The 26423-nt window shown below is 63.7% G+C and carries 26 protein-coding genes; 11 read left to right on the top strand and 15 right to left on the bottom strand.

Annotation, left to right across the window (positions count from 1 at the left end; all coding sequences use genetic code 11):
* The first annotated feature begins 580 nt into the window (after positions 1-580).
* The 9 genes from EOC93_RS15510 (at position 581) to EOC93_RS15470 (ending at position 8617) form a co-directional block, all read left to right on the top strand.
* On the top strand, positions 581-1408 hold the full coding sequence (locus tag EOC93_RS15510) for an AraC family transcriptional regulator (RefSeq protein ID WP_127205032.1): 828 nt from the start codon (positions 581-583) through the stop codon (positions 1406-1408).
* Positions 1409-1511: 103 nt separating this feature from the next.
* Entirely contained in the window at positions 1512-1955 is a 444-nt protein-coding gene (locus EOC93_RS15505; protein WP_095482624.1) for an SRPBCC family protein, read from the top strand.
* A 31-nt stretch (positions 1956-1986) separates the two neighbouring features.
* Positions 1987-2781: an FAD binding domain-containing protein gene (locus EOC93_RS15500; protein WP_095482625.1), complete on the top strand. Its 795-nt coding sequence runs from the start codon at positions 1987-1989 to the stop codon at positions 2779-2781.
* A 50-nt stretch (positions 2782-2831) separates the two neighbouring features.
* Positions 2832-3314 (top strand): (2Fe-2S)-binding protein, encoded by a 483-nt coding sequence (locus EOC93_RS15495; RefSeq protein ID WP_095482845.1) that lies wholly within the window; start codon positions 2832-2834, stop codon positions 3312-3314.
* Between the two features lie 15 nt (positions 3315-3329).
* Complete coding sequence (locus EOC93_RS35385) at positions 3330-4697, top strand: xanthine dehydrogenase family protein molybdopterin-binding subunit (RefSeq protein WP_095482626.1); 1368 nt, start codon at positions 3330-3332, stop codon at positions 4695-4697.
* A gap of 1 nt (position 4698) precedes the next feature.
* The gene (locus EOC93_RS35380; protein WP_095482627.1) at positions 4699-5709 is read left to right on the top strand and encodes a molybdopterin cofactor-binding domain-containing protein; all 1011 of its coding nucleotides are present in this window, start codon (positions 4699-4701) and stop codon (positions 5707-5709) included.
* A 9-nt stretch (positions 5710-5718) separates the two neighbouring features.
* Positions 5719-6600: a MoxR family ATPase gene (locus EOC93_RS15480; protein ID WP_095482628.1), complete on the top strand. Its 882-nt coding sequence runs from the start codon at positions 5719-5721 to the stop codon at positions 6598-6600.
* A 53-nt stretch (positions 6601-6653) separates the two neighbouring features.
* Positions 6654-7730: a VWA domain-containing protein gene (locus tag EOC93_RS15475; RefSeq protein WP_206532242.1), complete on the top strand. Its 1077-nt coding sequence runs from the start codon at positions 6654-6656 to the stop codon at positions 7728-7730.
* Positions 7730-8617 carry an amidohydrolase gene (locus EOC93_RS15470; RefSeq protein WP_164759148.1) on the top strand — a complete coding sequence of 296 codons (888 nt, stop codon included), beginning with the start codon at positions 7730-7732 and terminating at the stop codon, positions 8615-8617. The genes EOC93_RS15475 and EOC93_RS15470 overlap by 1 nt, the downstream gene beginning before the upstream one ends.
* 247 nt (positions 8618-8864) lie before the next feature.
* Here EOC93_RS15470 and EOC93_RS15465 read toward each other — a convergent pair whose 3' ends face one another.
* Positions 8865-10298, bottom strand: a complete 1434-nt coding sequence (locus tag EOC93_RS15465) for a DHA2 family efflux MFS transporter permease subunit (protein WP_095482631.1) — start codon at positions 10296-10298, stop codon at positions 8865-8867.
* 200 nt (positions 10299-10498) lie between these two features.
* On the opposite strand from EOC93_RS15465, the gene EOC93_RS15460 reads away from it, so the two are divergent.
* Positions 10499-11500, top strand: coding sequence for an ornithine cyclodeaminase family protein (locus EOC93_RS15460; RefSeq protein WP_095482632.1), 1002 nt, complete (start codon positions 10499-10501; stop codon positions 11498-11500).
* Positions 11497-12978 (top strand): histidine ammonia-lyase, encoded by a 1482-nt coding sequence (gene hutH / locus EOC93_RS15455; protein ID WP_127205030.1) that lies wholly within the window; start codon positions 11497-11499, stop codon positions 12976-12978. Before EOC93_RS15460 ends, hutH begins: the two co-directional genes overlap by 4 nt.
* Before the next feature lie 17 nt (positions 12979-12995).
* Here the strand turns inward: hutH and purU are convergent, their stop codons facing one another.
* From purU to EOC93_RS15385, 14 genes are all read right to left on the bottom strand, one after another.
* Complete coding sequence (gene purU / locus EOC93_RS15450) at positions 12996-13877, bottom strand: formyltetrahydrofolate deformylase (protein ID WP_095482634.1); 882 nt, start codon at positions 13875-13877, stop codon at positions 12996-12998.
* The gene (locus EOC93_RS15445; RefSeq protein WP_095482635.1) at positions 13874-14674 is read right to left on the bottom strand and encodes a 3-methyl-2-oxobutanoate hydroxymethyltransferase; all 801 of its coding nucleotides are present in this window, start codon (positions 14672-14674) and stop codon (positions 13874-13876) included. Before EOC93_RS15445 ends, purU begins: the two co-directional genes overlap by 4 nt.
* Before the next feature lie 37 nt (positions 14675-14711).
* On the bottom strand, positions 14712-15026 hold the full coding sequence (locus EOC93_RS15440) for a MocE family 2Fe-2S type ferredoxin (RefSeq protein WP_095482636.1): 315 nt from the start codon (positions 15024-15026) through the stop codon (positions 14712-14714).
* Between the two features lie 45 nt (positions 15027-15071).
* Positions 15072-16160: a fatty acid desaturase family protein gene (locus EOC93_RS15435; protein WP_095482637.1), complete on the bottom strand. Its 1089-nt coding sequence runs from the start codon at positions 16158-16160 to the stop codon at positions 15072-15074.
* Between the two features lie 91 nt (positions 16161-16251).
* Complete coding sequence (locus EOC93_RS15430; protein ID WP_127205029.1) at positions 16252-17433, bottom strand: aldose 1-epimerase family protein; 1182 nt, start codon at positions 17431-17433, stop codon at positions 16252-16254.
* Between the two features lie 16 nt (positions 17434-17449).
* A complete protein-coding gene (locus EOC93_RS15425; protein WP_164547311.1) occupies positions 17450-18232 on the bottom strand; it encodes an ATP-binding cassette domain-containing protein in 783 nt (260 codons plus the stop codon).
* The gene (locus EOC93_RS15420) at positions 18229-19233 is read right to left on the bottom strand and encodes an ABC transporter permease (RefSeq protein WP_245329717.1); all 1005 of its coding nucleotides are present in this window, start codon (positions 19231-19233) and stop codon (positions 18229-18231) included. Before EOC93_RS15420 ends, EOC93_RS15425 begins: the two co-directional genes overlap by 4 nt.
* Before the next feature lie 61 nt (positions 19234-19294).
* Complete coding sequence (locus tag EOC93_RS15415) at positions 19295-20236, bottom strand: substrate-binding domain-containing protein (protein WP_095482641.1); 942 nt, start codon at positions 20234-20236, stop codon at positions 19295-19297.
* Between the two features lie 68 nt (positions 20237-20304).
* Complete coding sequence (locus EOC93_RS15410; protein ID WP_095482642.1) at positions 20305-21219, bottom strand: sugar phosphate isomerase/epimerase; 915 nt, start codon at positions 21217-21219, stop codon at positions 20305-20307.
* Positions 21220-21245: 26 nt separating this feature from the next.
* On the bottom strand, positions 21246-22343 hold the full coding sequence (locus tag EOC93_RS15405) for a Gfo/Idh/MocA family oxidoreductase (protein WP_095482846.1): 1098 nt from the start codon (positions 22341-22343) through the stop codon (positions 21246-21248).
* A 35-nt stretch (positions 22344-22378) separates the two neighbouring features.
* Positions 22379-23455: an ABC transporter ATP-binding protein gene (locus EOC93_RS15400; protein ID WP_127205028.1), complete on the bottom strand. Its 1077-nt coding sequence runs from the start codon at positions 23453-23455 to the stop codon at positions 22379-22381.
* Between the two features lie 4 nt (positions 23456-23459).
* On the bottom strand, positions 23460-24551 hold the full coding sequence (locus EOC93_RS15395; protein ID WP_127205027.1) for an ABC transporter ATP-binding protein: 1092 nt from the start codon (positions 24549-24551) through the stop codon (positions 23460-23462).
* A complete protein-coding gene (locus EOC93_RS15390) occupies positions 24548-25507 on the bottom strand; it encodes a sugar ABC transporter permease (RefSeq protein ID WP_127205026.1) in 960 nt (319 codons plus the stop codon). Before EOC93_RS15390 ends, EOC93_RS15395 begins: the two co-directional genes overlap by 4 nt.
* Complete coding sequence (locus EOC93_RS15385) at positions 25504-26364, bottom strand: carbohydrate ABC transporter permease (protein WP_127205025.1); 861 nt, start codon at positions 26362-26364, stop codon at positions 25504-25506. The genes EOC93_RS15390 and EOC93_RS15385 overlap by 4 nt, the downstream gene beginning before the upstream one ends.
* Positions 26365-26423: the final 59 nt, after the last annotated feature.

Here is a 26423-nt window from a genome sequence, read left to right as displayed (position 1 = left end):
GAGCGTTACGGCATGCGACGCCTGCGCTTCTTCAACCTCGCCACCAACCGCACGCAGTGCATACTGGCCGCCTGCGCTTACAATCTGCGCACCATGATTGGCGTCCTCTATCCACCCGATGAGAGGCGGACATGAGGGAGGAGTGCGTCCACAATCCGGCAGGATGGCTGCCTAAACCGACAAAGGCCCCGCAAGGGCCGCGGAAAACCGCTCTGCCGGCCTTCAAAAAGGCCCTCACTGACCACCGAAATCCACTTCGCTCCCCGTGCAAAGCCCTCCTTGTGGGAGAAGGTGGCCTCGCGAAGCGAGGTCGGATGATGGATGTTCCAGCTTGGCAATAGCAAAGATCCACCGCCTCATTTCTTCCAACACCCCTCATCCGTCTCGACACTAACGCGCCGATCCACCTTCTCCCACAAGGGGAGAAGGGGCGCTAAGCTATCGCTCAGTCTGAAAATCCGCTGCTATAGCTTATCGCAGGCACCTGGCGTGCGCAGGTGCCTTGACGCGGACACTAAGCCCGCCGCACTATCCCCATTGCAGGCGAAGGGAGGCCAGTCGCCTGCGGGAGGATATACCCATGACGGAAGCGATCAGGCTCTACTGGGGCCGGTTCGGACATGTTTCTGTCCTGAACGTCGCCAGCGACTTCGTCACCCATGCCCATGTCGAGGCGCACATCATCATCTGGCTGGAAGGCACGGCCGGCGAGATGACCATCGGCCGCGAGACGGTGCGACTTGGACCGGGCACCGCCGCCGGCATCAATTCCTTCCAGCCGCACAGCCACGCTCTGTCCCGCGACGGCCGGCCCGGCCTGTTCCTCGCCTTCTACATCGATCCGGACTGGGCGCGACGACGCCGCGATCTGCCGTCCGCCGCGCCGCTGTTCTCGACGCCGGCGATCGTGCTGGAGCCATGGCTGCACAAGGCGGCGGCCAACCTTCTCGACCATCTCAGCGACAATGAGAGCATCGACGACATCGCCAATTACGAGATCGAGCGTTTTATCGACAGCCTGCTCGATGCTGCTGACGCTTCGGCCCCGCCGGTGACGCGCGCCCGCGTCCGTACCATGCAGGACTTCCGCGTTCGCAAGGCGATCCAGCTGATGAAGGCCAATGTCTGCGAGCGCATCTGCTTCGATGACGTTGCGCGCAGCGTCGGCCTGTCGCGGCCGCATTTCTTCGCGCTGTTCAAGGAGCAGACCAATCTGACGCCCAACGTCTATTGGAACACGCTGCGCATGGAAGAAGCGGTGCGGCAGTTGCAGTGGTCGCAGGAGCCGCTGATCTCAGTGGCCTGCAATCTCGGCTTCACCACGCAGGGCAATTTCTCGCGCTTCTTCCGCGACCATGTCGGCGTTCCGCCGACACTCTATCGCGAGGCGGCGCGGGCCATTTCCTGAACCATTTTCAGACTATTTGATAGGTGTTCAAGACGCATTGATAAGCGCCGCCGGGCTCGCCGCCCTACCCTCGCGACACACATATTTGCAAGGGAACGATCATATGGCGAAAGTCACCATCTCCAGCGTCATCGACGCACCGGTCGAAAAGGTCTGGGCGCGCATACGCGACTTCAACGGCCTGCCGAGCTGGCACCCGCGCATGGTCGAGAGCCATATCGAGGACGGCAAGGATGCCGGCACGATCGGCTGCGTGCGCAATTTCGAGCTCGCCAGCGGCGCCCGTATCCGCGAAAAGCTGCTCGACTTCTCCGACGACAATTTCCTTGTCAGCTATTCCATCCTGGAGACGCCGCAGCCGCTCACCAATCACAAGGCGACACTGCGATTGCGGCGGGTGACCGACGGCGACCGCACCTATGCCGAATGGACCGCCAGCTTCGACGCTGCTCCGGAAGAGGCCGACAAATTGGCCGAGGGCATGGGCGCCAACGTTTTCCAGGGCGGCTTCAACGCCCTGAAGAATCATTTCGCCGGTCAAGGTTGAACTGAATTGGGCTGACAAACAGGAGCGTTCCATGGCGCTTGCATTGCAGACTTTTTCGACGGTGAAGGACGCGAATGCGGCATTGAAAGCTGCCGGCACCCGCTATCTCGGCGGCGGCACGCTGGTCGTGCGCGCCGCCAATGAAGGCGATGTCTCGGTCTCCAGCCTTATCAGGTCGACCGAACCGGTGCTGTCGGCCATCACCGTTTCCGGCAGCGAGGTCCACATCGGCGCTTCGGTGACCATGGCGGCGATCGCCCGTCACCCGGATCTCGCTGCGCTTAGCGGCGCGGCGCGCGCCGTCGGCGGCCCGGCGATCCGCAACATGGCGACAGTCGGCGGCAATCTCTTCGCCCCGGCGCCCTATGGCGATTTCACCGTCGCGCTGCTGGCGTTGGATGCCAGCGTCAGCACCGATGGCGGTGACCTGCCGATCGAAACCTTCCTGGCAAAACGCGAAAGCCACCACGCCATCGTCACCGCGGTCGGCTTCAGCTTGCCAGTAGATGGCGGCTTTCGCTTCCTGAAAGTGTCGAGGGTCAAGCCGAAGGGCGTCTCGGTGCTCAGCATCGCCGCCGTGCTGGAGCAGGCGCCGGACGGCACCGTGTCTTCGGCGCGGATCGCGCTTGGCTGCATGGCTGACCGTTCGATGCGCGCCAAGGCGGCAGAAAAGGCGCTGCTCGGCAGGAAACTCACCAGCGATGGCATCGCGCCAGCACTTGCCGCAGCCAGCGACGGGACCTCGCCCGTCACCGATCCGATCGCCAGTGCCTGGTATCGCAACGAAGTCCTATCGGTCCATCTCGGCCGGCTGCTGCTCGGCTGAAATTGCTCATTGGGGCGCGCGCTTGCTTGGCTGCGCGCAAGGAGGAAAACATGGCAAAGGTCCCGGTTCAGTTCACGCTCAACGGCGCGGAGAAGGCCGAATTCATCGACAGCGGCACGACGCTGCTTCATGCACTGCGCGACAAGATCGGCGACACCTCGCCGAAAGGCGGCTGCCATCAAGGCACATGCGGCGCCTGCTCGGTCATCATCGACGGTGAGCTCCGGCTTTCCTGCCTGACGCTGGCCGAGACCTGCAACGGCGCGACCATCACCACGACGTCAGGGCTTTCGGAAGGCGGCGTGCTGCATCCTTTGCAGCGCGCCTTCCTCGACGCCTTCGCCACGCAATGCGGCTTCTGCACGCCGGGCATGATCATGGCGGCCAAGGTTCTGCTCGACCACACGCCGAACCCCAGCCGCGAGGATGTTGTCGAGGCGCTGTCGGGCAATATCTGCCGCTGCACGGGCTACGAGCCGATCATCCAGGCGGTGCTGACCGCCGCACGGTCCAATTCGCAGCATGCGGCTTGAGGGGAGTAAAAAAAGATGGAACTCCGCAAGAGCTATTTCGCCGACCAGCGCAAGGACGATCTGCACGAGATCGGCCAGCCCCGGCCGCGCTCCGATTCACCCGGTCATGTCACCGGCAAGACCGCCTATTTCGCCGACCGCAACTTTCCCGGCATGGTGCACCTGAAAATGGTGCGCAGCCCGCACCATCACGCCCGCATCCGCAGCATCGACATATCAGAGGCGGAAAAACATCCAGGCGTCGTCAAGGTGCTGACGGCTAAGGATGTGCCGCACAATGTCTACACCATCCTGATCCTGATCCAGATCGGGCCGGAGGACGAGACGGTGCTGGCCGACGGCAAGGTGCGCTGGAAGGGCGAGGCGGTGGTGGCGGTGCTGGCAGAGACCGAGCGTGCCGCCCAGGAAGCGGCGGCCAAGGTCAAGGTCGACTACGAGGTGCTGCCGGCCGTCTTCGACATGGAGGAGGCGCTAAAACCCGGCGCGCCGATCGTGAACGAATATCACGGCCAGAACTATTACCTCTATGACAGCGGCGAATGCCGAAAGGTGCGCTTCGGCGATGTCGAGGCAGGCTTCGCCGGCGCCGACCATGTCCTGGAACAGACCTACCAATCCTCGCCGATCGAGCACGCGCCGACCGAGACGACCGGCTGCGTCGTGGCGCCGGAGGGCAATGACCGCTTCACCTGCTATACCAACACGCAGGCGATGTTCTTCACGCTCGACAACACTTCGATCATCCTGCAGATGCCCGGCAACAAGCTGCATTTCGTCGGCGGCACCGTCGGTGGCGGTTTCGGCGGCAAGGTCGACGTCATCGTCGAGCCAATCGCCATCCTCGGCGCCAAGCTGACCGGGCATCCGGTCTCCTTCATCTACAGCCGCGAGGAGGAGATGCAGATCTCCTCGCCGCGCGCGGCGGAAAAGGTCGTCATCAAGGACGGCGTCATGAAGGACGGCCGAATCGTCGCCCGCAAGGTCACCGGCTACACCGATGCCGGCGCCTATTCGCGCCATTCGCCCTATGGCGCGCAGAAGGGCGCTGGCCACTATCCCGGCCCCTATACGATCCCGAATGTGTGGATCGACACCTATTGCGTCTACACCAACCGCACGCCCTCCTCCGCCATGCGCGGCTTCGGCGTCACCATTGGCGATTTCGCGCTGGAGGTGCAGATGGACAAGCTTGCCCGGCTGATCGGGATGGACCCGCTCGAATTTCGCTTCATCAATGCCTACCGCGACGGCGACATGAAAGCGCATCGCCAACCGACGGAAGGGGCCGCGCTGATCGAGTGCATGCAGGAAGCGTCGCGCGCCGCCAACTGGCCGGTGGCGGAAAAATATCTGGCCATGTCCTCCTACGCGAAGGGAGCTTGAGATGGCGATCAGGCGCGGACGCGGCGTGGCCGCGATCAACTACCCGACCGGCATGAATCTCGGCGGCGACCCAACCCAGGCCCTGGTGCATTCGACCCCGACCGGCAATTTCATGGTCACGCTTTCCAGCGTCGATCTCGGCCAGGGCATGAAGCAGATCATGGCGCAGATCTGCGCCGAGACGATCGGCGTGCCGACCGACCGCGTCGTCGTCGACACCGCCGACACCGACACCGGTCCGCACTGCATGGGCACCTTCGCCTCGCGCGGCACGCATCGGGCCGGCAACGCCGTCATCCAGGCGGCCAGGGAAGCCCGCCAGGTGATGCTGGAAGTGGCGGCCGAGGAGCTGGAAGTGAATGCCTCGGACCTCGAGACCGACGGCTTGGGCAACATCCTGGTCAAGGGTGCGCCGCAGAAATCGATCTCGATCTTCGATGTCGCGCTGTCGGCGCATTTCAAGCGCGGCCGCTCGATTTCCGGCCGCGGCATGTTTTTGATCCCCCGCTCCTACCCGGAGAAAGAAACCGGCGCGATGAAGCCGTCGACCTGCTATGCGCATGCCTGCACGGTGGCGGAAGTCGAGGTCGATGACGAGACCGGCGAAGTCACCGTGCTGACGGTCAAGAACGTCTTCGAGATCGGCCGCGCGCTCAACCCGAAAATGGTCGAGCAGCAGCTTGTCGGCGGCTCGTGGATGGGCATCAGCCATGCGCTCTATGAGACGACCGAACCCTATTACCCAAGTCGCGATCATGGCGGCACCGATTTCAACCAGTACCTGATGCCGGGCCCGGGTGATCTCGCGCAAACCGAGATCATCGTGCTGGAACGGCCCTCGGCCGATGGGCCGTACGGCGCCAAGGGGCCAGGCGAAATGTGCGCCAACCCGCAAATCCCGGCGGTCGCCAATGCCGTCTTCGACGCCGTCGGCGTGCGCATCGACACGCTGCCAATCACGCCGGAGCGCATCCTGCGGGCGCTGAAGGCGCAAGCCGGCGCGCCAAACTGAGTGTTGGAAATGCCCAAGAGAAGCGCCGAAACTGTCGCGACCTCGCCGGAGGCGGTGGCGTCGCGCCTCGCCGCCTCGCGCTATCTGGCTGATGAAAGCCTGGCCACCGCCATCTTCCTGGCGATCCGGCTGGGCAAGCCGTTGCTGCTCGAAGGCGCGCCCGGCGTCGGCAAGACGGAAGCGGCGAAGGCGATAGCCGAGCTGCTCGGACGCGATCTGGTGCGGCTGCAGTGCTATGAGGGCATCGACGCCGCGCACGCGCTCTACGAATGGAATTACCAGCGCCAGCTGCTTGCCATCCGCCATGCCGGCGAGCATGAGGTCGACATCTATGACGACCGCTTCCTGATCGCGCGGCCGCTGCTGCAGGTGCTGAAGGCGCCGGAAAAGCGCGTGCTGCTGGTCGACGAGATCGATCGCTCGGACCACGAGTTCGAAGCGCTGCTCCTGGAATTCCTTTCCGATTTCCAGATCAGCATCCCCGAGCGCGGCACCATCCGCGCCACGGCGCAGCCGATCGTCATCCTGACCTCGAACCGCACCCGCGAACTGGCGGAAGCGCTGCGGCGGCGCTGCGTCTACCACTGGATCACCTATCCCGGCGCCGAGCGCGAGGCCGAGATCATCATGCTGCGCGCCGGTGAAGTCGCCGAGGCGACCGCACGTGCCGTGGCTTCTGCCGTGCGCGACATCCGCGCCCGCCCGCTGGCCAAGCCGCCGGGCATCGCCGAAGCGGTCGAATGGGCGAACGCCGCGACGATCCTCGAAAAAGGCGGCAGCCCGTGGCCGGAAGCGTTCCGCCGCGCCATCGGCGTGCTGATCAAGGACGAGGAGGATCTGTCCTACATCGCGCCTGAGCTTGGCCGGATCGTCGAGGAGGCACTGGCGTGAGCGCCACAGCCTTGCCCCGGGCGGCTGCGCCCTTGCTCGGCTTCGGACGGCTGCTGCGCCGCTATGGCTTTCCGGTGGCGCCCGAGCAGGTGTCCGGCTTCATGCAGGCGGTGACGCTGCTTGGCCCGCGCTCTATGGCCGATATCCGCGAAGCAGCCCTTGCCACGCTTGCGCCGCCGCCCGACCGCCGCGATGAATTCGAGGCTCATTTCCAAAGCCATTTCTATGGCAACACCGCGGCTGTGGTCGAAGGCGAGGCCGACGAGGAAACCCGTATCAAGGACGACGGCGGCACCAGAGACGAAGAGAGCGAGGTGGCGCGCCAGGAGGAAGGTGGCGAGCTATCGTCTGGCGCCGAACAGTTGAGCGCCCGCGACTTTCAGCGCGACGGCAACGGGCTTGCTGCCTTCCGCCGCAAGCTTTCCGCCGCCCTGCCCGCTCGCCGCTCCTTCCGCACCGTGCGCACGCACGCGCGCGGCAAGCTCGATCTGCGCCGGTCGCTGCGAGAAATCGTCAGCGCCGATGGCGATGTGCCATCGCCGCTGCTGCGCCGCAGGCAGACCGTGCCGCGCAAGCTGCTGATCCTGATCGACGTGTCGGGCTCGATGAAGCTGCATACATCGGACTATCTCAAACTGGCGCATGCGGCGGTGCAGGGCGCAGACCGGGCTGAAATTTTCACCTTCGGCACGCGGCTGACCCGCATCACCGGGGCGTTGCGCATCCGCGACCGCGACCAGGCGCTGGCCCGCGTGGCAGCGCTGGTCGACGACTGGGACGGCGGCACCCGGATGGGACCGACGCTGCTCGCCTTCCTGTCGGTGCCGCGCTTTTGCGCTTTCGCGCGCGGGGCAGCGATTGTCATCCTGTCGGACGCGCTGGAGCGCGGCGATCATGCCGAGCTGGAAATGGCGATGCGCCGGCTGAGCGCCCGCGCCTTCCGGCTTTCGCTGGCGACGCCGCTGGCCGGCGACCCGCGTTTCCAGCCGGCCACGGCAGCTCTGCGCGCCATCCTGCCGGTGCTCGACGATCTGGTCGATGGCTCGTCTATCTCGTGTCTTACCGATTTCATCCTGTCGCTCGCCCGCCCTGCCCCGGCGGCCGCAGCAATCTGGAAAAGGGCTTCATGATGCAAAAGGCGGTCGACGCGCATTTCCACATTTGGCGCCAAGAGGATCAGCCCTGGCTGCGCGGGCCGATGGTGCCGCGCATCTTCGGATCTTATGAACCGATCCGCCGCGACTATCCGATCGAGGAATTCCTGGCCGATCAGAAAGGCTCCGGCGTCGAGAAGGCGGTCTATGTCCAGACCAACTGGGCGAAGGAGGATTTCGAGACCGAAGTCGCCTTCCTGCAGAAGACAGCTGACGAAACCGGCTGGCCGCATGCCATCGTCGGCTATGCCGACATGACGGTGGACGATGTCCGCCCCCAGATCGATCGCTTAAAAAAATATCCGCTGCTGCGCGGCGTGCGCATGCAACTGCATTGGCACGAAACGCCGGCCTTCCGCTTCGCCGCCTCAGCAGATCAGGTCATCGACCCGAAGGTGCGGGCCAATGTGGCGCGGCTAAAAGACTACGGCCTGTCCTTCGACCTGCAGCTTTTCCCGGCCCAGATGAAGGACGGGCTGACGCTTGTCGCAGAGAACCCGGAAACGAATTTCATCCTCACCCATGCCGGCATGCTGATCGGCATGGACCCGGAGACCACGGAGGCCTGGAAAGCCGGTCTGCGCACGCTTTCAGCCGCACCCAACCTCTACGCCAAGCTCTCCGGCCTCGGCACCTTCGTCCACCGCAACGACCCGGCGCTGATCGCTTACATCGTCGACAACGCGATCGACATCCTCGGCAGCGATCATCTGATGTTCGGCTCGAACTTCCCGATCGAGAAACTTTGGACCAGCCATGCGGAATTGATCAAGGCGCACCGGAAGGCGGTTGCGAAGCATGGCGCGGCGGCAGAGGCGGACATTTTTTGGAACACGGCGGAGAAGGTATATCGGCCGGTGTAGCGCGGCGCCCTTTCCTTCTCCCCTTGTGGGAGAAGGTGGCCGAGCGAAGCTCGGTCGGATGAGGGGTGCTGGAAGGATCGCTACCTCGAAGACGTAAGCACTTTAAATTCCCCGATATTTGCGCGTCGCATTTCTTCCAACACCCCTCATCCGTCTCGGCGCTACGCGCCGATCCACCTTCTCCCACAAGGGGAGAAGGAAAAGCTCCCCGCCTCCGCCGACACAGGACGGACAACTGCCACCGGTCTCAATTCCGCGGAATATGACCCGAGACCTCGGCGCCCGCGGCCGGTGGCAGCGCCAGGAAGCGGAACGAGGCCGCGAGCCCGATAGCGCCGATCGCCAGGAAGGCGAGGCGGAAGTCTATGAGGTCGAGCGCCGGCCCGCCCCTCGCGATCTGCGACAGGTTGAGCAGCGCCGCGGCGATCGCCACGCCGAACAGCATCGCCACCTGCTGCAGCATGCTGGACAGCGTCGCCGCCGAGCTGCGCTGCGGCGGGGCCACATCAGCGAAGGCCAGCGTGTTGAGCGCAGTGAACTGCATCGAACGCGACAGTCCGGCGATCAGCATCAGCGCCACCACCAGCTCTTGCGGGGTCTGCGGCGAGATCGCCGCGCAGGCCATGATCGACAGCGATGCGATCACGCCGTTGATGACCAGCACAGAACGGAAGCCGAAGCGCTTCAGCGTCGGTGTCGTCACCGCCTTCATGCCGAGATTACCTAGGAAATAGGCGAGGATCAGCATGCCGGCATCCACCGGGCTCAGCCCGAAGCCGACCTGGAACAAAAGCGGCAGCAGGAACGGCGTGGCGTTGATGGCGATCCGGAAAATGGTCCCAGCCGACAGCGTCGATAGGGCGAAAGTCTGCACCTTGAACGCTGTGAGATCGAGCAGCGGATTTTTTGTGCGCGCGAGATGCCGCACCGCCAGCCAGCCGACCAAGGTGCCGGCCACAAGCAGCGCCACGGTCGGCAAGGTGCCGTCTTCCGCATGCGCGATGCGCTCGAGACCGTAAAGCAGACAAGCAAGCCCGACCGAGGTCAAAAAGAAACCTGGCCAATCGAGCGGTTTGGTCTCGGACTCGCGGTCGCCGGGGATGAAGCGGGCGACCAGCGCCAGGCCGGCCACGCCGAGCGGAATGTTGATGAAGAAATTCCAGTGCCAGGACAGATAGGTGGTGATGAAGCCGCCGAGCACCGGCCCGATCACCGGCGCGAACAGCGCCGGCCAGGTGATCAGCGCCGTGGCATTGAGCAGCTCGGACTTCGGTGCGTTGCGCAGCACCAGGATTCGCCCGACCGGCGTCATCAACGCACTGCCCAGGCCTTGCACCGCACGCGCGGCGACGAACTGGGTCAGGTTCTGCGAGATGCCGCAGGCGATCGAGGCCAGCGCGAACAGCGCGATCGCCACGAGGAAGATGTTGCGCGCGCCGAAGCGGTCGGCGAGCCAGCCCGACAGCGGCACGAACACCGCCATGGTCAGCATATAGACGGTGATGCCGATGCTCATCGCCACCGCCGGCACGCCGAAAGATTCTCCCATCTGCGGCAGCGATGTCGAGATGATCGTCGAATCCAGAAGCTGCATGAAGAAGGCAACGGCGACGATCAGCGCCACGCGACGCGCCTGTGTCGCGCTTTCGGGCAAGGCTTCGTTTTCGGGAATGGCGGTCATGCGCAGAACTGTACGAGAGTTTTTCCCGTGCCACTGGGAACCAGGCAATTGTCCGGCAAATCGATGACGCACCGGTTTGAACAGCATTTGGGCGGCGCCGTCCAGACATGGCCCAACAAACTTTCGTGTCGTATCGCGACCTGTTATGCGATGACTGAACCTCGCCATCGAACCTCTTCTGACTTAGGAATTGTGTGCGCATGAAGCCCATCTACATCGATTATCTCAACGCCCTCGATATCGAAGCGCTTGATATGACCGATGCAGAAATCATCGGAGCGGTCGAGGCCGGGCTGGTGGCGCAGGGCAACGGCCAGACGGTGATCGAGCCGCGCGTCCATCTCGAGCCGGACCCGTCCTTCAACGGCCATTTCAACGTCCTGCGCGGCTACGTCGCTCCGCTCGATGCGGCCGGCGTCAAGATCGTCGGCGACTATGTCGACAATTACCTGCACGGCCTGCCGTCGGAATTCGGCATCCTCAACCTGTTCGATCCGCGCACCGGCACGCCGCGTGCCATCCTCGATGCCACCGTGATCACCGATATGCGCACCGGCGCCGTCACCGCCATCGGCGCAAAACATCTGGCGAAAAAGACATCGAAGATCCTCGGCCATGTCGGCGCGCGCGGCACCGCGTACTGGAACGTGCGCCTGCTCGACCATCTCTTCGATTTCGACGAGATCCGCGTTCATTCGCGCCGGCCCGAAAGCCGCGACGGCTTTGCCGCAAAGCTATCCGCCGATCTCGGCAAGAAGGTCACGGCGGTCACCGACTGGCGCGCTTGCGTCGAAGGAGCCGACATCGTCGTCGAGGCCTCGCGGCTGCTGGAACCGCAGCCGTTGCTGAGGACGCAATGGATAAAGCCCGGCGCGCTGGTGATGCCCTACGGCACGATGAGCGCGGTGGAATTGTCGCTGACCGACATCATGGCCAAGATCGTCGTCGACGACTGGGGCCAGTGCAAGGACGGCAAATTCGGCTCGCTGCGCGCCCACGTCGAGACCGGACGTCTGAGCGAACAGACGCTGTACGCCGAGCTTGGCCAGATCGCCGCCGGCCTCAAGCCGGGGCGTGAGAGCGACGACGAGACGATCCTGTTCTGGCATCGCGGCCTGTCGCTCTCCGACATCGCGCTGGGCAAGGCGATGCTGGCCAAGGCGCAGGCACAAGGCATCGGCCAGCGGCTGCGCTTCGCATGAGTGCGCTCATCCTCACCGGGGCCGACATCAGGGTCGAGGATGTCGCGGCGGTTGCCCGCGACGGACGCAAGGTCGAGGTGGCGTCTGTCGTCCGCGAGAGGCTGGACAGAGCGCGAAAAGTGCTCGACCGCGCCGCCGCCTCCGGCCAGCAGATCTACGGGCTCAACACCGGGCTCGGCGCCAATCTCGGCACGTCGGTCAGCGGCGACGCCAGCGCCTTCCAGCGCCAGTTGCTGGAAGGGCGCAGCGGCGCCGTGGGGGACGCGCTGCCGCAAGACATCGTGCGGGCGACGATGCTTGCCCGGGCGGGCATGTTTTCGGCCGGCGGTTCGGGCATTTCGTCAGAGGTTTTCAACGCACTCATCGACGCGCTCAATGCCGGCGTGCATCCGGTGATGCCGTCGCTGGGCTCGATCGGCGACAGCGACCTGGTGCTGATGGCAACGCTCGGCCGCATGCTGACCGGCGACGGCAAAGCCGACTTCCAGGGCCGGCGCATGCCGGCGGCCAAGGCGCTGGCGATGGCGCGCCTCGCCCCCGTCAGCCTCGCCCCCAAGGACGGGCTGTCGCTGATAAGCGCCTCGGCGGTGTCCGCCGGCAGCGGCGCGCTGGCGGTGGCCGACGCACTGTCCGCTTTCGCGCAACAACAGCAGGCGGGCGCGTTGACCATGGAAGGCATCGGCGCCAACCAGACGATCCTTGATCCGCGCTTGCATGCGGCACGACCGGCCGCTGGCCAGCAGCGGGCCGCGCAAGGCTTGCGCGATCTGCTGGCCCGCGACAAGGCGCCGGCGCCGGCCACCTTGCAGGACCCACTATCGATCCGCTGCATGCCGTCGATCCATGGCGCGCTGTTGCAGGCAATCGATCAGGCCAGGCAAGCCGTCGAGATCGAGCTCAACGCCGCTGCCGACAACCCGCTCGTGCTGGGCGACGACGCCATTGTGCTGTCGACCGGCAATTTCCACACCCCGTCGCTGTCGCTTGCCTTCGAGACGCTTGGCCTCGCCATAGCTCAATGCGCGGCCGCCTCTGCCGCTCGTTTCATCCAGCTTACCGGCTCAGGCCGCAACGGCCTGCCCAGATATCTATCGCCGGTCGGCGGTGCTTCGGCCGGTTTCGCGCCGCTGCAAAAGACGGTGAGCGCGATCCTCGCTGCCATCCGCCACAAGGCCAACCCGGTGACGCTCGACTTCCTACCGGTCTCGGAGGGCGTCGAGGACCATGCGACGCAAGCACCGCTGGCCGTCTCCAAATGCGCCGACATGATCGTGCTGTGGCAGCGGCTGATCGCCTTCGAGCTGATGGCGGCCGCACAGGCCGTAGACCTGCGCAACGGGCTGACGTTGGCGCCGGCAACCGCCGCGATTCATGCGGCGGTGCGCGCGCTTGTCCTGCCCCTCAAGGAGGACAGGCCCCAGGGCATCGATGCCGAGGCGATTTACGCAGCGCTCGCCAGCGGATCGTGGCAGGCGTAGCGCCGAGCGACCGCTCGTCAAAAGACGATTGTCTTGTGGCCGTTGAGCATGACGCGAGCTTCAAGATGCAGCTTGACGGCCCGCGCCAGCACGCGGCTTTCAATGTCGCGGCCGACGGCCACGAAATCCTCCGCGCTCATCGCATGGGTGACGCGCTCGGTCTCCTGTTCGATGATCGGGCCTTCGTCGAGATCGGATGTCACGTAATGCGCTGTCGCGCCGATCAGCTTGACGCCGCGGTCGAAGGCCTGGTGATAGGGCTTTGCGCCCTTGAAGCTCGGCAGGAAGGAATGGTGGATGTTGATCGCCCGCCCGTAAAGCCGATCCGAAAGGCCCTTCGAAAACACCTGCATGTAGCGCGCCAGGACGACGAGCTCGGACCCCGTCTCCTGCACGAGATCCAGCAGCTTCTGCTCCTGTTCGGCCTTGTTTTCCCTGGTCGTCGGCCAATGGTGGTAGGGGATATCCTCCATCTCGGCGAAGCGCCGGGCGTCTTCATGATTGGAGACGACGGCGGCGACCTCAGCATTCAGCCAGCCGACCCTGATCTGGTAAAGCAGGTGGAGAAGCGCATGGTCGAATTTCGAGACCATGGCGATGATCTTCGGGCGGCGCGCCTGATCGACCAGCGCGGTCTCCATCCCGAACCGGTCGACGGACGATTCCAGGGCTCGCTCCAGATCGTCCTTCGTCGAGCCTGCCGGGCTGGTGAACGCGATCCGCATGAAAAAGCGATTGCTCTGCCGGTCCCAGAACTGACTGCTTTCGGCAATGTTGGCGCCGTTCGCGGCAAGCTCAGTGGTGACCGCGGCGACGACCCCCGGCCGGTCTTCACACGATAGAGTGAGAATATGAACCGGCTTCACATTGCCAGTTGCAGCATTGCCGTCAGGTTTCACGCGCCGTCGACCCTTTTCATGAACAGACCGAGTTGGTCCGGGTCCATATGCACCACATGTTTGTCTTCGGGATAGGCCAAGCTGTTCACGTCGGCGACATATTCGGAAAAAGCGGCGATGCGTTCCGCCTGCAGGCGGTCATATTCAGCGGCGAAATTGCGGTAGACCTTGGAATGGCGGGGCATGTGGCCGCGGTTCTGGCCAAGGATGTCGTCGGCGAACAGATACTGCGCGTCGCAGCCGGTGCCCGCTCCCATCGACAGCATGATCAGCGACGTCCGTTCCGAAATCGCCTTGGCCACCTCGACCGGCACCACTTCGATCTCGGCGCCGACAGCACCTGCGGCCTCATACTGCTTGACTGCCTCGAAAATCTGCATGGCGCTGTCGGCGGTCTTGCCGACGGCCTTGAAGCCACCGGTCCAGGTCGCGCGGGATGGAATGAGTCCGACATGGCCGATCACCGGTATATTGTCATCGGCCAGCCGTTTGACGGTGGCATAACCAGCGCTGCAATAGACCGCGTCGGCGCTCGCCTTGTAGAGCCGGAACGCCCAGCGCACGAAATCGTCGGCTGTGCCGATCTCGTAGAAATTGTCGCCCGGCATGGTGAACAGGCTGGGTGCGGCATCGCGGTATTGCGGGTTGAGCACCAGCTCCGGCGGCACCGAGACGATATCGATCCCAGCCCTTTCGGCGGCCTCGGCCTCATCCATCGTCAACACGCGCAGCATGGTCAGTTGCCGCTTGCCCTTCATGGCGCGCAGATCGGCGATCGTGGGTCTTTTACGGCTCATCGAGTTTGGTCCCTTTGTTGCGTGAATGGAAGGCCGGTCAGGCGATCTGGATCATCACCTTACCGGCCTCGACCTTGACCGGGTAGGTCACAAGATTGACGCAGACGGGAGCCCCCTTGGCCTGGCCGGTCTTGTAATTGAAGCGGCCATTGTGCTTGGGGCATTCGATGATGTCGTCCATGACAAGCCCGTCGGCCAGATGGGCCTTCTCATGCGTGCAAAACCCGTCGGTGGCGAAGAATTCGTCGTCAGGGGAACGGTAGATCGCGAAGGTGCGGCCGCCATGGTCGAAGCGGATGACATCCTCTTCTTCGACATCGTCCACGGCGCACGCTTCGACCCAATCGGCCATCTCTACTTCTCCTGAATTTTCTGTAATGCGGCGGGTGTGCAGTGCCTATTCCGCCGCCGCTGACATGTTCACCTCGTGGAACTCGCCACGATAGGGCCGCGCCGTCGGCGGCAGCTCACGCTTGAGGAAATAATCCTCATATCTGAGCTGCCTGAGGAGGACCGGCCAAACCTCGCGATAGGCATGCCACATCGACGGGTTCGGCTCCGGCAAATCGTGCTTGATCAACTCATGCAGCCTGGGCAGCGCATGATAGGGCACCATCGGGAACATGTGATGCTCCACATGGTAGTTCATGTTCCAGTAGATGAAGCGGCTAATCGGATTCATGTATACGGTGCGGGTGTTGAGCCGGTGGTCGATCACGTTGTCGGCCAGGCCGATGTGCTGCAGCAGGCCGGTCAGCACCATGTGCCAGGTGCCGTAGAGGCGCGGCACGCCGATGAGCACCAGCGGCACCCACGACCGCATGGTGAGGGCGAGCGCAATCGTGGCGACATAGATGGCGACATGCCAGCGCGCGGCGATGACGGCCTTGTGCTGTTCCATCTCGGGAACGTAGCTTTTCTCGTCGGGCGTGAGCTTGCCGAACGCTTGGCGTACCAGCGCCGGAAGCGAATAGCGAAAATCAAGGATACCGGTGAAAGCGAGCGCTGCGCGCAAAAGGTCCGGCGGGCGCATCACGGCGATCTCGGCATCGCGTCCGACGATGATGGTATCGGTGTGGTGTCTGGCATGGCTCCAGCGCCAGGTCACGGGATTGCGCATCAGCATGAAGCTGGCGATCTGGTAGACCACATCATTCATCCAGCGCGTGCGGAAGGCAGTGCCATGGCCGCATTCATGCCAGCGCGAGTCGCTGGAGGAGCCGTACAGCACGCCGTAGACGAAGAAGAACGGCACACACCACCAGGTGCCCCAGAAATAGACGCCACCGGCCGCCGAGCCCAGGATAGCGACGATCCAGATGATCGTGTCGCGGATCGCCGGGCCATCCGACCGTTGCATCAACTCCTTGATTGCCTTGCGGGAGACGTCGGTGTGATACCATTCGGCCGAAGCCAGCCCTGTCTCGATCGCCCTGCGTGTGCTCTCGCCGACCAGGCTGTAGTCGCGCTTCACTGTGCCAGCCATTGTGACCTCCAAATCCTGATGGGCCGCGAGCCCTCCCCGCTCCGACCGGACCCAGCCTCCCAACTGGTGCTTCGCATCGTCCTCGTCATCATCACGACCTGTCTCCGAGCACCGGAAAATTGCCTGACGGCTGCGGATAATCCTGCTGCGGCTGCCTGGCGATGTCAGCAATTCGGCTTTCGGCCGCCGCAATCTCGTCGGCACCGTCAAGGACCCGGAACACCGCATTGTAGGAGCGGCTCTCGCCATGCTCCAGCCAGATCATCTCGCCGCGTTCGCGCGCGGCCAGATTGCCGAGCACATGATGCGTCGACGGCTCTATGCCCAGCGCATACTGCCCTGCCTGGAAATTCTGCCACTCATAGGCGCAAGGCAACTGGTCCTTGCGGGTGACGACTTCAAGGCCGAGGCCAAGACGGTCGTTGACCACCGCCACCGGCACCTCGCCCTTGGCGTCGGCGGCGAGCTCGTGCTGCCAAACCTGTTCCTGGAAACCCAATTGCGGCGCCGGCACCGTGCGATAGCCGACCTTCTGCGCCTCGTAGCGCTCGCCGGCATGGCCGGCCCAGACGACGTCGCGGATCGGCGCCAGATAGCGAGAGCCCTCGTCGAGCACCGGATGGCTGACATTGATGTGGTAGAAATACATATGCGGCGTGCGGTTGAAGCCGTGATTGACGACCCGGTCCGAAAGCCGGATCTCGTTGCCGCCGACATCGGCCTCGATCCGCCGCAGCAGATGCAGGTCCTCGCCGAACACCGTCGACTGCTGGACGATAGCCTCGGCCCACAGCACGCAGCGGTCGCCGTCCCATGTCTCGCCATAACCGGTCAGCCGCGCCGGAATGGTGCTGACGCGGCCATGCAGCGAATGGCGCACCGTCTTCTTCGCCGGATAATTGTAGCTGTCGGCCGGCACTTCATCCATGAACAGAATATGATCTAGACCGCAAGTGAGCAGCAGTCCGGAAAATGACCGCGCCCAGGCGAGCCCCTCCTCGCCTTCGTACTCGTGCAGGCCGGGATGGCGAAAGCCGCTCGGCGAATGCCAGCCGATCGCCTGTCCCCTAAAGTCGCAGTCGGCGATATCGAGCGCCCGGTCGACGAGCGCGGTGAAGCGCAATCCCGAGCCGGTGCGAAATTCGAGCATGCGGATGCCTCGCTCCACGCCGTCGCCGAGCGTCATCAGCCGCACGCCGGCGAATTGCGACAGCATGCCGGAGCGTTCCGAGACCTGCCGGCGCGAAAGCGTCTTGCCGTAAAGCTCTACCATGTGACGGCCAATTCCTTCACTTCGCTCTCGTCTCCTTGAGCAGGGCCGACATGTCGGCGCCGGTGATGATGCTCTCCACCGTCAACAGGTCGGTATCGGCGACCGTCTGCTCGGCGACAATCTCGCCGCGGCGCATGACGATGATGCGGTCGGCGACCTGGAAGACATGGTGGATATTGTGGGTGATCAAAAGCACCGAATGACCGGCTGCGCGGACCTCCTTGACGAAGCGCAGCACGCCATGTGTTTCCTCGACACCGAGATTATTGGTCGGCTCGTCGAGGATGATGACCTTGGCGGCGAACTGCATGGCCCGCGAAATGGCGATCGACTGGCGCTCGCCACCCGACAGCGTGCTGACCAGCGCATCGGCGTCGAGCTTTTTCGAGATGCCGACGCGCTTCAAAAGTGCCGAGGCGGCGTCGCGCAACTTGGCGAGGTCGAGCGGCGCGAACACGCCCAACCATTTGAGATTGACCGGCTCGCGACCGAGAAACAGATTGCGCGCGATGCTGAGATCCGGCGCCAGCGACGTATCCTGGTGGATGGTCTCGATGCCGAGATCCATCGCGTCGCGCGTCGAGCGGATGGAGACCTTCTGGCTGCGCACATAGATCTCGCCGCGGTCAACAGGGAACACGCCGGAGATCGCCTTGATCAGGGTGGATTTGCCGGCGCCATTGTCGCCGAGGAGAGCCACCACCTCGCCCTCGTTGAGTGTGAAGGAGGCGCTCTTCAGGGCGCGGACGCTACCGAAGGACTTTTGCAGGTTCTGCAGCCGAAGCACTTCCATGATCAGCTCCTGGCGGCGTTCTTCTGCAGCAAAGCGTGCAGGATGAGCATGGCGAGGATGATGACGCCGACGAAGATGTTGTAGGCGAGCCCCGGCACGCCGATCAGCACGATGCCGTTGCGGATGCTGCGCAGCATCAGCGCGCCGACGATCGTGCCCAGGATCGTGCCGCGCCCGCCGGTCAGCGCCGTGCCGCCGACCACCACCATGGCGATCACTTCGAGTTCGTAGCCGGTGCCGGCCACCGGCGAGGCAGCCGAGATGCGGAAGGCGCTGATCATGCCGGCCAGACCCGCCAGCACCGAGGTCAGGATGAACAGCCAGATCTTGACCGCATCGGCCGGCACGCCGCGCGCCACCGCCGCATTCCGATTGGAGCCGACGGCGCTGATCCAGTTGCCGAGCTTGGCGTAGTGCAGCACGTAGATCGCCAGCAGCGACAGGCCGACGAACCACCACAACGAGGTGTAGAACCGGAATGAGCCGATGTTGAAGCTCCCAGCCAGCAGCGTCACGAAAAAGCCGGGCTGGTCCCAGGATTTCAGCGGGAAGCCTTGTGTGATGTAGAGCGCCGCCCCTCGCACCACAAGCAGCATCGACAGCGTCACCAGGAAGGAGGAGATACCGATCTTGGTGACGATCAATCCGTTGATGGCCCCGATCGCCACGCATAACAACAGCCCGGCAAGCAGCGCCACACCGATATCAACCTGGCCGCTCTGCACCAGAAGCATGACCACGACCGGCGCGAGCCCGAACACGGCACCGACCGAAAGGTCGAATTCGCCCCCCGTCAGAAGCAGCGTCATGCCGAGGGCGATGATGCCGAGCTCGGGCAGGAACGCCATCATGTTGGAGATGTTGAGCGGCGACAGGAAGTTGGCGTCGGCGATAGCGAACGCCGCCAACAGCACGACGAGGATGACGAGCGAGGAGAATTGCGGCGAGCGGATCAGGCTCGACCTGCGCTTGACGCCCGGCATTTCCTCTTCTGCGGCAATTGTCATAACGGTTTGAACCATATCGTGGAGCGACGTCCGCCGCCTGCGCGGCGGACGTCAATTTCCATCACTTGTTGTAGAGTTTCAGGATCGGCTCGACGCTTGTCGCGTCGTAGAGGCTAAAGGTGTGGATGTCGTAGCCGATCGGTTCGCCCGAGGCGGCGAGACCGAGCAGCGCGACCGGCATAAAGCCTTGCGCCGACGGGAACTGCCAGGCGGCCGCGTTGACGAAGCCGGCCTTGACGGCTTCAGCGGTTTCCTTGGAATTGCCCCAGCCGACGACCGGGATCTTGCCGGCCGGCACGCCAGCGCCGTCGAACACCCGCTTGATGCTGGCCGCCACGGAATCGCCGAGTGCGATGATCGCCGGCGGATTGTTGGCCACCATATAGTCGGTCATCTTGGCGATGATGCCGGCTGGATCGGTGCCGCAATCGACCACGTCATATTTGATGCCAAGCGGATCGAAGACGCTGGCGATGCCTTCGGTCTCGAGCTGCTGATAGCTGGCACCCGGCACCTCCACCGGCAGGAACACCTTGTCGCCCTGCTTCACCATCTTGTTGTCGACCAGATACTTGGCCCAGATGACGCCGGCCTCCTTGAGGTCGGCGCCGACATACGCCTGCCGCCCGGTTGCCGGATCATCGGTGTTGAAGAACACGATCGGGATGCCCGCAGCCTTCGCCGCCTTGACCTCCTCGGTCCACAGGCCGGGCTGCGCCGATGTGGTGCCGATACCGTCGGGCTTGGCGGCCAGTGCCGAGTTGAAGGCCTCCTTCTGCGCCGCCATGTCGCCGCCGCTGAAGGAGATCTTGCAGGTCACCTTGAGCTGGTCGCAGGCCTTGGTGGCGCCGGCATTCCAGTCGAGCCAGAATGCATCCGATGGGCCGCCATGCGACAGGAGATAGAACGTCTTCTGGCCGTCCTGTGCGAATGCCGGCGAGCCCAACCCTATCCCTGCCAACAAAGTCGCGGCCGTCGCCAGTTTCAATCCGAATTTCAACATTTCGCTTCCTCCATTATATTTCCTCCCGGTGGAAAGCGCCGCCGCATAGCGGCGACGCAGGACTCCTATCAGAGGCCGTTGGCGCGGAACTTGCCGTCGAGGAATTTCTTGGCGCGCGGCACGTCGTCTTCCGAGAGATGCTCGATGATGACCGGAATGTTCGGGTGCTTTTCGGCAAGCCGCTTGAGATAGAGGTCGTAGTTGAGCGAACCGAGGCCGGGCGCCGGCAGCTCGATCTCGCCGACACCACGGAAAGTGTGGCTCTCCAGCGCGTCCTCGTCGCCGATATCGGCGTGCTTCTCCGACTTGTCGCCGCCCGATCGCTTGACGTCCTTGGCGTGCGCGATCTTGATCTTGTCGGTCAGCGTGTCGAACACTTGGTTCAGGATCTGGTCCATCCTGTCGATGTTATGGGTCTCGAAATAGTTGGTCGGATCCATCAGAAGGCCGAGGCCGGGATGGTCGACCTGCGCGAACATCTTCACCGTCTCCTCGACCGAGCCGACGACATTGTTGACATAGGTTTCGAGCAGGAAGACCGCCCCGTGGTCGTAGGCCGTCTGGGCAAGGTCGGCGATGACCTTACGGCATTCCTCGAAACCTTCCTCGGTCTTGTTCTTGGGATGATGGACCCAGTCGGACTCGGTGTTGTAAGTGCCGGTTTCCGAGATCACGTAGGGCGAGCCGAAATCACGGGCACTGCGGATGATCTCCTTGAGATAGCCGACGCGCTTCTCGCGCTCCGCTCTGTCCGGATGGATGATGTTGGTGTAGCCCGACACGCAGCACACCGGCAGATTGTGGTCGCGGAAGACGTCGCGAACAGCCCGGGCCTTGTCCTTGGTGATCTGCCCGGCCGACAGGTCGACATCCCTGAAATGCAGGTCGAGCTGCACCGTGTTGAAATCGAGCGCGCGGATCTTCTGCGCGGTTTCCTTGAGGCTGTACGGGAAATAGCCCGTGAAAATACCTGCCTGCATCATGATATGAAGTCCTCCCTGTAAGTGATTCAGCTGATTGGGTTTGTCGAGATTTCGGAAAGCTTGACCGTGCGGCCCTCGTCGATCGAGCGGTAGCCGGCTTCGATCAGCGCCATGGTCTTGACGTTGTCGGCGACCGAGAGTGCCGGCGGCTCACCCGTCTTCACCGCGTGCTGGAGTTGCTCCATCACGCCGATGAAGGCATGCGGGAACCACATCGTGCCCCAGCTGGGTGTCACCCATTCGCCGCCAGTGGTTTCGGTCGAAGCATAGGTCAGCGTCGAGGCGGAACCAGTCGGCCAGCCAATCGTGCCCTTGGCGACGCCCTTGGTGCCGTCGACGCGCCAGTTGATGTGCTGGTCGTCCTTGTAGCCCTCCTGGCGCGGGCCGGACCAAACATCCTCCAGCGACACGGCGAGCACGCCGGACGGGAACCGCAGCGTCGAAACGGTGATGCCGTCCGAATGATCGAAGCGGGTGCGCGGATCCTTGCGGGTCAGCGTGGTGATCTCCAGGGGATCACCGAACAGGAAGCGCAGCACGTCGAGGTGGTGGACGCTCATATTGGCGAGCGTCAGCCGATCGTAGTCCTCGAGGAAGCTCTGCCAGTGCGGGATCGCGTGCATGTCGATCTGCGCGAAGACGATGTCGCCGAGCGCGCCGCTGTCCATGATCTGCTTCAGCACGCGCATCGACTGGTCATAGCGCATGTTCTGGTTGACCGAGAGGATCTTGCCGGCCTTGGCCGCCTCGTCGCGCAGCTCGATTGCATCCTTGAGCGACAACGCCAGCGGCTTCTGCGCCAGGATCGCCTTGATGTGCTTCTGCTTCAGCGCATGCCGGATTAGCGCCGGCTGCTGGTCCGGCGGAAAGGCAAGGTCGATGATCTCGACATTTTCGTCCTCGATCAGTTGTTCAGGCATGCCGTGGACGGTCGGGATCTCCCAGCGCCTTGCGACCTTCTCGGCGCTGGCTTTGGTCCGCGAGGCGATCGCCACCACCGGAAAGCCGGCATCGTGATAGGCAGCAAGATGGCATTCGGCCATGATCATGCCGGCGCCGACGCAGCCGATTCTATACTCTTTCGTGCGGACCTTCACGTCCGGCTCGAACCCGTTGTTTGCCATCTGATCCTCCCGAAGCTCGTTTCTTGCAGCCGCCGTCATCGTGCCAGCGCTCCGCCGCTTTGCCCGAAATAATGCACTCTGGCCGGCTCACAGGATATCGCCACCATGGCGTCCGGCCTTATGTCCGGCTGGCCACGCAGCAGCGCCCTCAGGCGCGCCTGCCCGGCAGCGAGCGTCACCACGGTGTAGCCGCCAAGCGGCTCGACCTCGAACACCCGCGCCGGGCGGCCCGCGCGCCCATCCGATATTTCCCCATCCAGCCATGGCCGGACCTTGATATCTTCCGGCCTGAGCCCGATCTCGACGGCATCGGCCGGAGCAGCCTTGTCCGCGATACGGATCGCGCCTTCCGCCGCCTCGACGCCGCCCTCGCCGCGCACCGATTTCAAGATATTCATCATCGGCGAGCCGAGCAGCCGCGCCACATAGGTGCTGGCCGGGCGATCATAGATCTCGGCCGGCGCGCCGATCTGCCTGATCTTGCCATCCTCCAGGATGGCAATGCGGTCGGCGACCGACATCGCCTCTTCCTGGTCGTGGGTGACATAGATCAGCGTCTTGCCGAGCTCGCGCTGGATGCGCTTCAGCTCGACGCGCGTCTCCTCGCGCAGCCTGGCATCGAGCGCCGAGATTGGATCGTCCATCAGATAGGCATTGGGATCGCGCACCAGCGCGCGGGCGATCGCCACGCGCTGCCGCTCGCCGCCCGACAGCTGCGCCGGCGGCTTGTGCAGGATGTGGCCGATATGCAGCTTGGCCGCGACATCGGCGACACGCCTTTCTATATCGGCCTCGTCGACCCGGCGTTCGACCAGGGGAAAACGGACATTGTCGCGCGCGCTCATATGCGGAAACAGCGCCAGGTTCTGGAACACCATGGCGATGTTGCGCTCGGCCGGCGACACGGTGTTGACTGGCCTGCCGCCGATCAGGATTTCACCCGCGTCAGGCGTTTCAAGCCCGAGCACCAGGCGCAGCACCGTCGACTTGCCCGACAGCGGCGGGCCGAAGAAGCAGAAGAACTCATTGTCGTCGACAGTGAACGAGGCGTCGTCGACGGCCAGCGTGTTGCCGTAGCGTTTCGTCACATTGCGGAAGACGATATCGGCCATGGTCTCAGCCCGCTTTCATCGCAAGGCCGGTCGCGGCGTCGAAGACGCGCACCGACTGCGCGGCCGGCGCGACGACTGCCGTTTGTCCGATGGCCAGCCCAACATCATTGTCGAACAGCGCCTTCACCGCGCTCTCGCCTTGGCCGAGATGGACGATGGTGCGCGCGCCGATGCGCTCGACGAAGGTTACCGGCAAGGAGAGCCCCTGGCCGCGTTTGACCAGCGCCGCCTGTTCGGGTCGGAATCCGTAAAGCACATCGCCCCGCGCGCCCCGCACAGCGGCGGCGATTTCGGCCGCCAGCGGCGGCGTCGCACCGAATGGCCCGAGGTCGACGACCAGGCCCCGGTCGCTTTCCGCTGGCCTGCCCTTGAGCAGGTTCATGCCCGGCGCACCGATGAAGCGGGCGACGAAGACATTGGCCGGATTGTTGTAGACCTCGAGCGGCGTGCCGACCTGCTGCAGCACGCCATGGTCCATCACAGCGATGCGGTCGGCCATGGTCATGGCCTCGAGCTGATCGTGGGTGACATAGACCATGGTTTGCTTGAACTGGCGCTGCAACTGCTTCAGCTCGGTGCGCATGACCGCCCGGAAGGCTGCGTCGACGTTGGACAGCGGCTCGTCGAGCAGGAAGATCGCCGGCTCCATGATCGCCGAACGGCCGATCGCCACACGCTGCAAGATGTTGACCGACAGCCGGTCGGCCTTGCGGTCGAGCAGCGGTGTCAGTTGCAGCATCTCGGCAATGGCGCCGACGCGGCGATCGATCTCGGCCTTTGGCGCGCCGCGCATTTTTGGGCCGTAGGCGAGGTTCTGGCGCACCGTCATATGCGTGAAGATCGCATAGTTCTGGAAGACGAAGCCGACGCCGCGCCGCCCCATCGGCACGCCGGCCATGTCGCGCTCGCCAAACAGGATCTTGCCACCCGTCGGCTCTTCCATCCCGGCGATCATGTTCATCGTTGTCGACTTGCCGCAGCCGGACGGCCCGAGCAGCGCCATGAACTCGCCATCAGCGATGGCCAAGTCCATCGTCTTCAGCGCGGTGAAGTCGCCGAATTTCTTGACCAGGTTCTGCAGATGGATGGCGCTCATGCCGTCACCTCGCGTGCCCGGGCCATGCGCTTCATGGCAAAGACCGCGGCGATGGACAGCACGATCAGGATCGCCAGCGCGATCGCCGCGACATAACCCCAGATCAGGTCCTGCGTGGTGAGCTTGTAGATGTAGACGGAGATCGTCTCGGTGGCGACACCGGGGCCGCCGCCGGTCATGATGTAGAGCGTGTCGAATATCTTGAAGTTCTCGATCATCCTGATCGCCAGCGCGATGATTATGATAGTCTTCATCTTCGGCAGCACGATGGTGACGAAGCGCTGCCAGGGATTGGCGCCGAGCAGCGTCGCCGCCTTGATCTGGTCCTCGGGCACGCCGACCAGGCCGGCAAGCAGGATGAGGAACATCAGCGGCGTCCACTGCCAGATATCGGCGACCATGACGGCTATGAGCGCCAGCGTCGGGTCCGAAAGCCAGGCGATGGTGACGGGAAAGCCTGATATCGATGACAGGATGTCGTTGACCGGTCCACCGGACTGGAACAGCATGAAGAACATGTAGCCGGCCACAGCCGGCACCACCATCATCGGCATCAGAAGGATCGAGTAGAAGATCCGCTTGCCGGGAAACTCGTCGGCAAACAGCGTGGCGAGCGCGAGACCCAGCAGGAATTCCGCGGGCACGCAGACGATCATGACGATGGCCGTGCGCTTCAGCGCGCTCCAGAAGCGCGCGTCGGCAGCAAGGTCGGTGTAATTGGCGAAATTGTTCCATAGCGACCAGGCGCTCCACCAGCCGAGGCCCGAAAGCGGTGACCAGTCGGTCAGGCTGATGTACAGCTGCATCAACAGCGGGAAGACCGCGATGAACAGCACCAGGATCTGCGCCGGCAATGTCAGCCGGAAGCCGAGCTTTGCGCCTTCGTCCCGCAAGGCTGGCTTTGCCTGGACGGTCTTCATCACGTCCTCCGAAATCGTCGCAGTCACCGCGCTCATTGCTTGAGCGCCCCGAACGTCAGCCCGCGCACCAGATGACGCTGGATGGCGATGCCCATGATGACCGGCGGCACCGCGGCGATCAGACCGAGCGCGGCCTTGGCGCCATAGAGCTGTCCGGTCATCGAGGAGGAGAGCGACGCCATGTAGACGGGAACCGTCACCCATTCGCGCGTCGTCAGAAGCAGCGCGATCAGATAGTCCGACCAGTTGAGGATGAAGACAAACAGCGCGGCGCTGGCCAGCGGCGCGCGCATCATCGGTAGTGTGATGCGGGTGAAGACTCGCAACCGCGAACAGCCCTCGACCAGTGCTGCCTCCTCGATCTCGCGCGGCATGTCGTCGAAGAAGGTCTTCATCAGCCAGAAGGCAAAAGGCAGCGTGACGATGCCGTAGATCAGCGACAGCCCCCACCAGCTGTCGGTGAAGTTGAGGAAGGCCCACATGATCATCACCGGGGTCATGACCGCCATGGGCGGAAACAGGCGAAGCTGGATCAGTGCCAGCGGCAGGTTCTGGCCCGAGCCGAAGCGCGATAGCCCGTAGGCCGCCGCAGTGCCCGCTGACATGGCGATCGCCGTCCCGAATACCGCCGACAGCAGCGACGACAGGATCGGCTTCAGGGCGGTGCGGTCGAGCGCGACGATCAAATTGTTGGTCGATTCACCGAAGACGAAGCGGAAATTGCTGAGTGTCGGGTTCTTCGGCCACCAAGTCAGTTCAGCGCCGGTCGCCGACCATTCGGCGATCGGCTTGAAGGCCATCGACACCATCCACAGGATCGGCACCAGCGTCACCGCCATTGCCGCTGATATTGCGGCATAGCGGAATATCTCGAAAGGAATTGAACGCTTCATCTTGCAGCTTTGCTGGTACCATCGTTTGCGGAGGGGAAGAGCAACTCCTCCCCTCCCTT

Source organism: Mesorhizobium sp. M6A.T.Ce.TU.002.03.1.1, from assembly GCF_003997275.1.
GTDB lineage: Bacteria > Pseudomonadota > Alphaproteobacteria > Rhizobiales > Rhizobiaceae > Mesorhizobium > Mesorhizobium mediterraneum.
The sequence above is the reverse complement of the archived record's forward strand: the minus strand, read 5'-3'. Positions and strand labels throughout refer to the sequence as shown.

Coding starts and splice junctions, on each gene's coding strand:
- EOC93_RS15510 (WP_127205032.1), top strand. CDS start 581: ATGACGGAAGCGATCAGGCTCTACTGGGGCCGGTTCGGACATGTTTCT.
- EOC93_RS15505 (WP_095482624.1), top strand. CDS start 1,512: ATGGCGAAAGTCACCATCTCCAGCGTCATCGACGCACCGGTCGAAAAG.
- EOC93_RS15500 (WP_095482625.1), top strand. CDS start 1,987: ATGGCGCTTGCATTGCAGACTTTTTCGACGGTGAAGGACGCGAATGCG.
- EOC93_RS15495 (WP_095482845.1), top strand. CDS start 2,832: ATGGCAAAGGTCCCGGTTCAGTTCACGCTCAACGGCGCGGAGAAGGCC.
- EOC93_RS35385 (WP_095482626.1), top strand. CDS start 3,330: ATGGAACTCCGCAAGAGCTATTTCGCCGACCAGCGCAAGGACGATCTG.
- EOC93_RS35380 (WP_095482627.1), top strand. CDS start 4,699: ATGGCGATCAGGCGCGGACGCGGCGTGGCCGCGATCAACTACCCGACC.
- EOC93_RS15480 (WP_095482628.1), top strand. CDS start 5,719: ATGCCCAAGAGAAGCGCCGAAACTGTCGCGACCTCGCCGGAGGCGGTG.
- EOC93_RS15470 (WP_164759148.1), top strand. CDS start 7,730: ATGCAAAAGGCGGTCGACGCGCATTTCCACATTTGGCGCCAAGAGGAT.
- EOC93_RS15465 (WP_095482631.1), bottom strand. CDS start 10,298: ATGACCGCCATTCCCGAAAACGAAGCCTTGCCCGAAAGCGCGACACAG.
- EOC93_RS15460 (WP_095482632.1), top strand. CDS start 10,499: ATGAAGCCCATCTACATCGATTATCTCAACGCCCTCGATATCGAAGCG.
- hutH (WP_127205030.1), top strand. CDS start 11,497: ATGAGTGCGCTCATCCTCACCGGGGCCGACATCAGGGTCGAGGATGTC.
- EOC93_RS15445 (WP_095482635.1), bottom strand. CDS start 14,674: ATGAGCCGTAAAAGACCCACGATCGCCGATCTGCGCGCCATGAAGGGC.
- EOC93_RS15440 (WP_095482636.1), bottom strand. CDS start 15,026: ATGGCCGATTGGGTCGAAGCGTGCGCCGTGGACGATGTCGAAGAAGAG.
- EOC93_RS15435 (WP_095482637.1), bottom strand. CDS start 16,160: ATGGCTGGCACAGTGAAGCGCGACTACAGCCTGGTCGGCGAGAGCACA.
- EOC93_RS15430 (WP_127205029.1), bottom strand. CDS start 17,433: ATGGTAGAGCTTTACGGCAAGACGCTTTCGCGCCGGCAGGTCTCGGAA.
- EOC93_RS15420 (WP_245329717.1), bottom strand. CDS start 19,233: ATGACAATTGCCGCAGAAGAGGAAATGCCGGGCGTCAAGCGCAGGTCG.
- EOC93_RS15415 (WP_095482641.1), bottom strand. CDS start 20,236: ATGTTGAAATTCGGATTGAAACTGGCGACGGCCGCGACTTTGTTGGCA.
- EOC93_RS15410 (WP_095482642.1), bottom strand. CDS start 21,219: ATGATGCAGGCAGGTATTTTCACGGGCTATTTCCCGTACAGCCTCAAG.
- EOC93_RS15405 (WP_095482846.1), bottom strand. CDS start 22,343: ATGGCAAACAACGGGTTCGAGCCGGACGTGAAGGTCCGCACGAAAGAG.
- EOC93_RS15400 (WP_127205028.1), bottom strand. CDS start 23,455: ATGGCCGATATCGTCTTCCGCAATGTGACGAAACGCTACGGCAACACG.
- EOC93_RS15395 (WP_127205027.1), bottom strand. CDS start 24,551: ATGAGCGCCATCCATCTGCAGAACCTGGTCAAGAAATTCGGCGACTTC.
- EOC93_RS15390 (WP_127205026.1), bottom strand. CDS start 25,507: ATGAGCGCGGTGACTGCGACGATTTCGGAGGACGTGATGAAGACCGTC.
- EOC93_RS15385 (WP_127205025.1), bottom strand. CDS start 26,364: ATGAAGCGTTCAATTCCTTTCGAGATATTCCGCTATGCCGCAATATCA.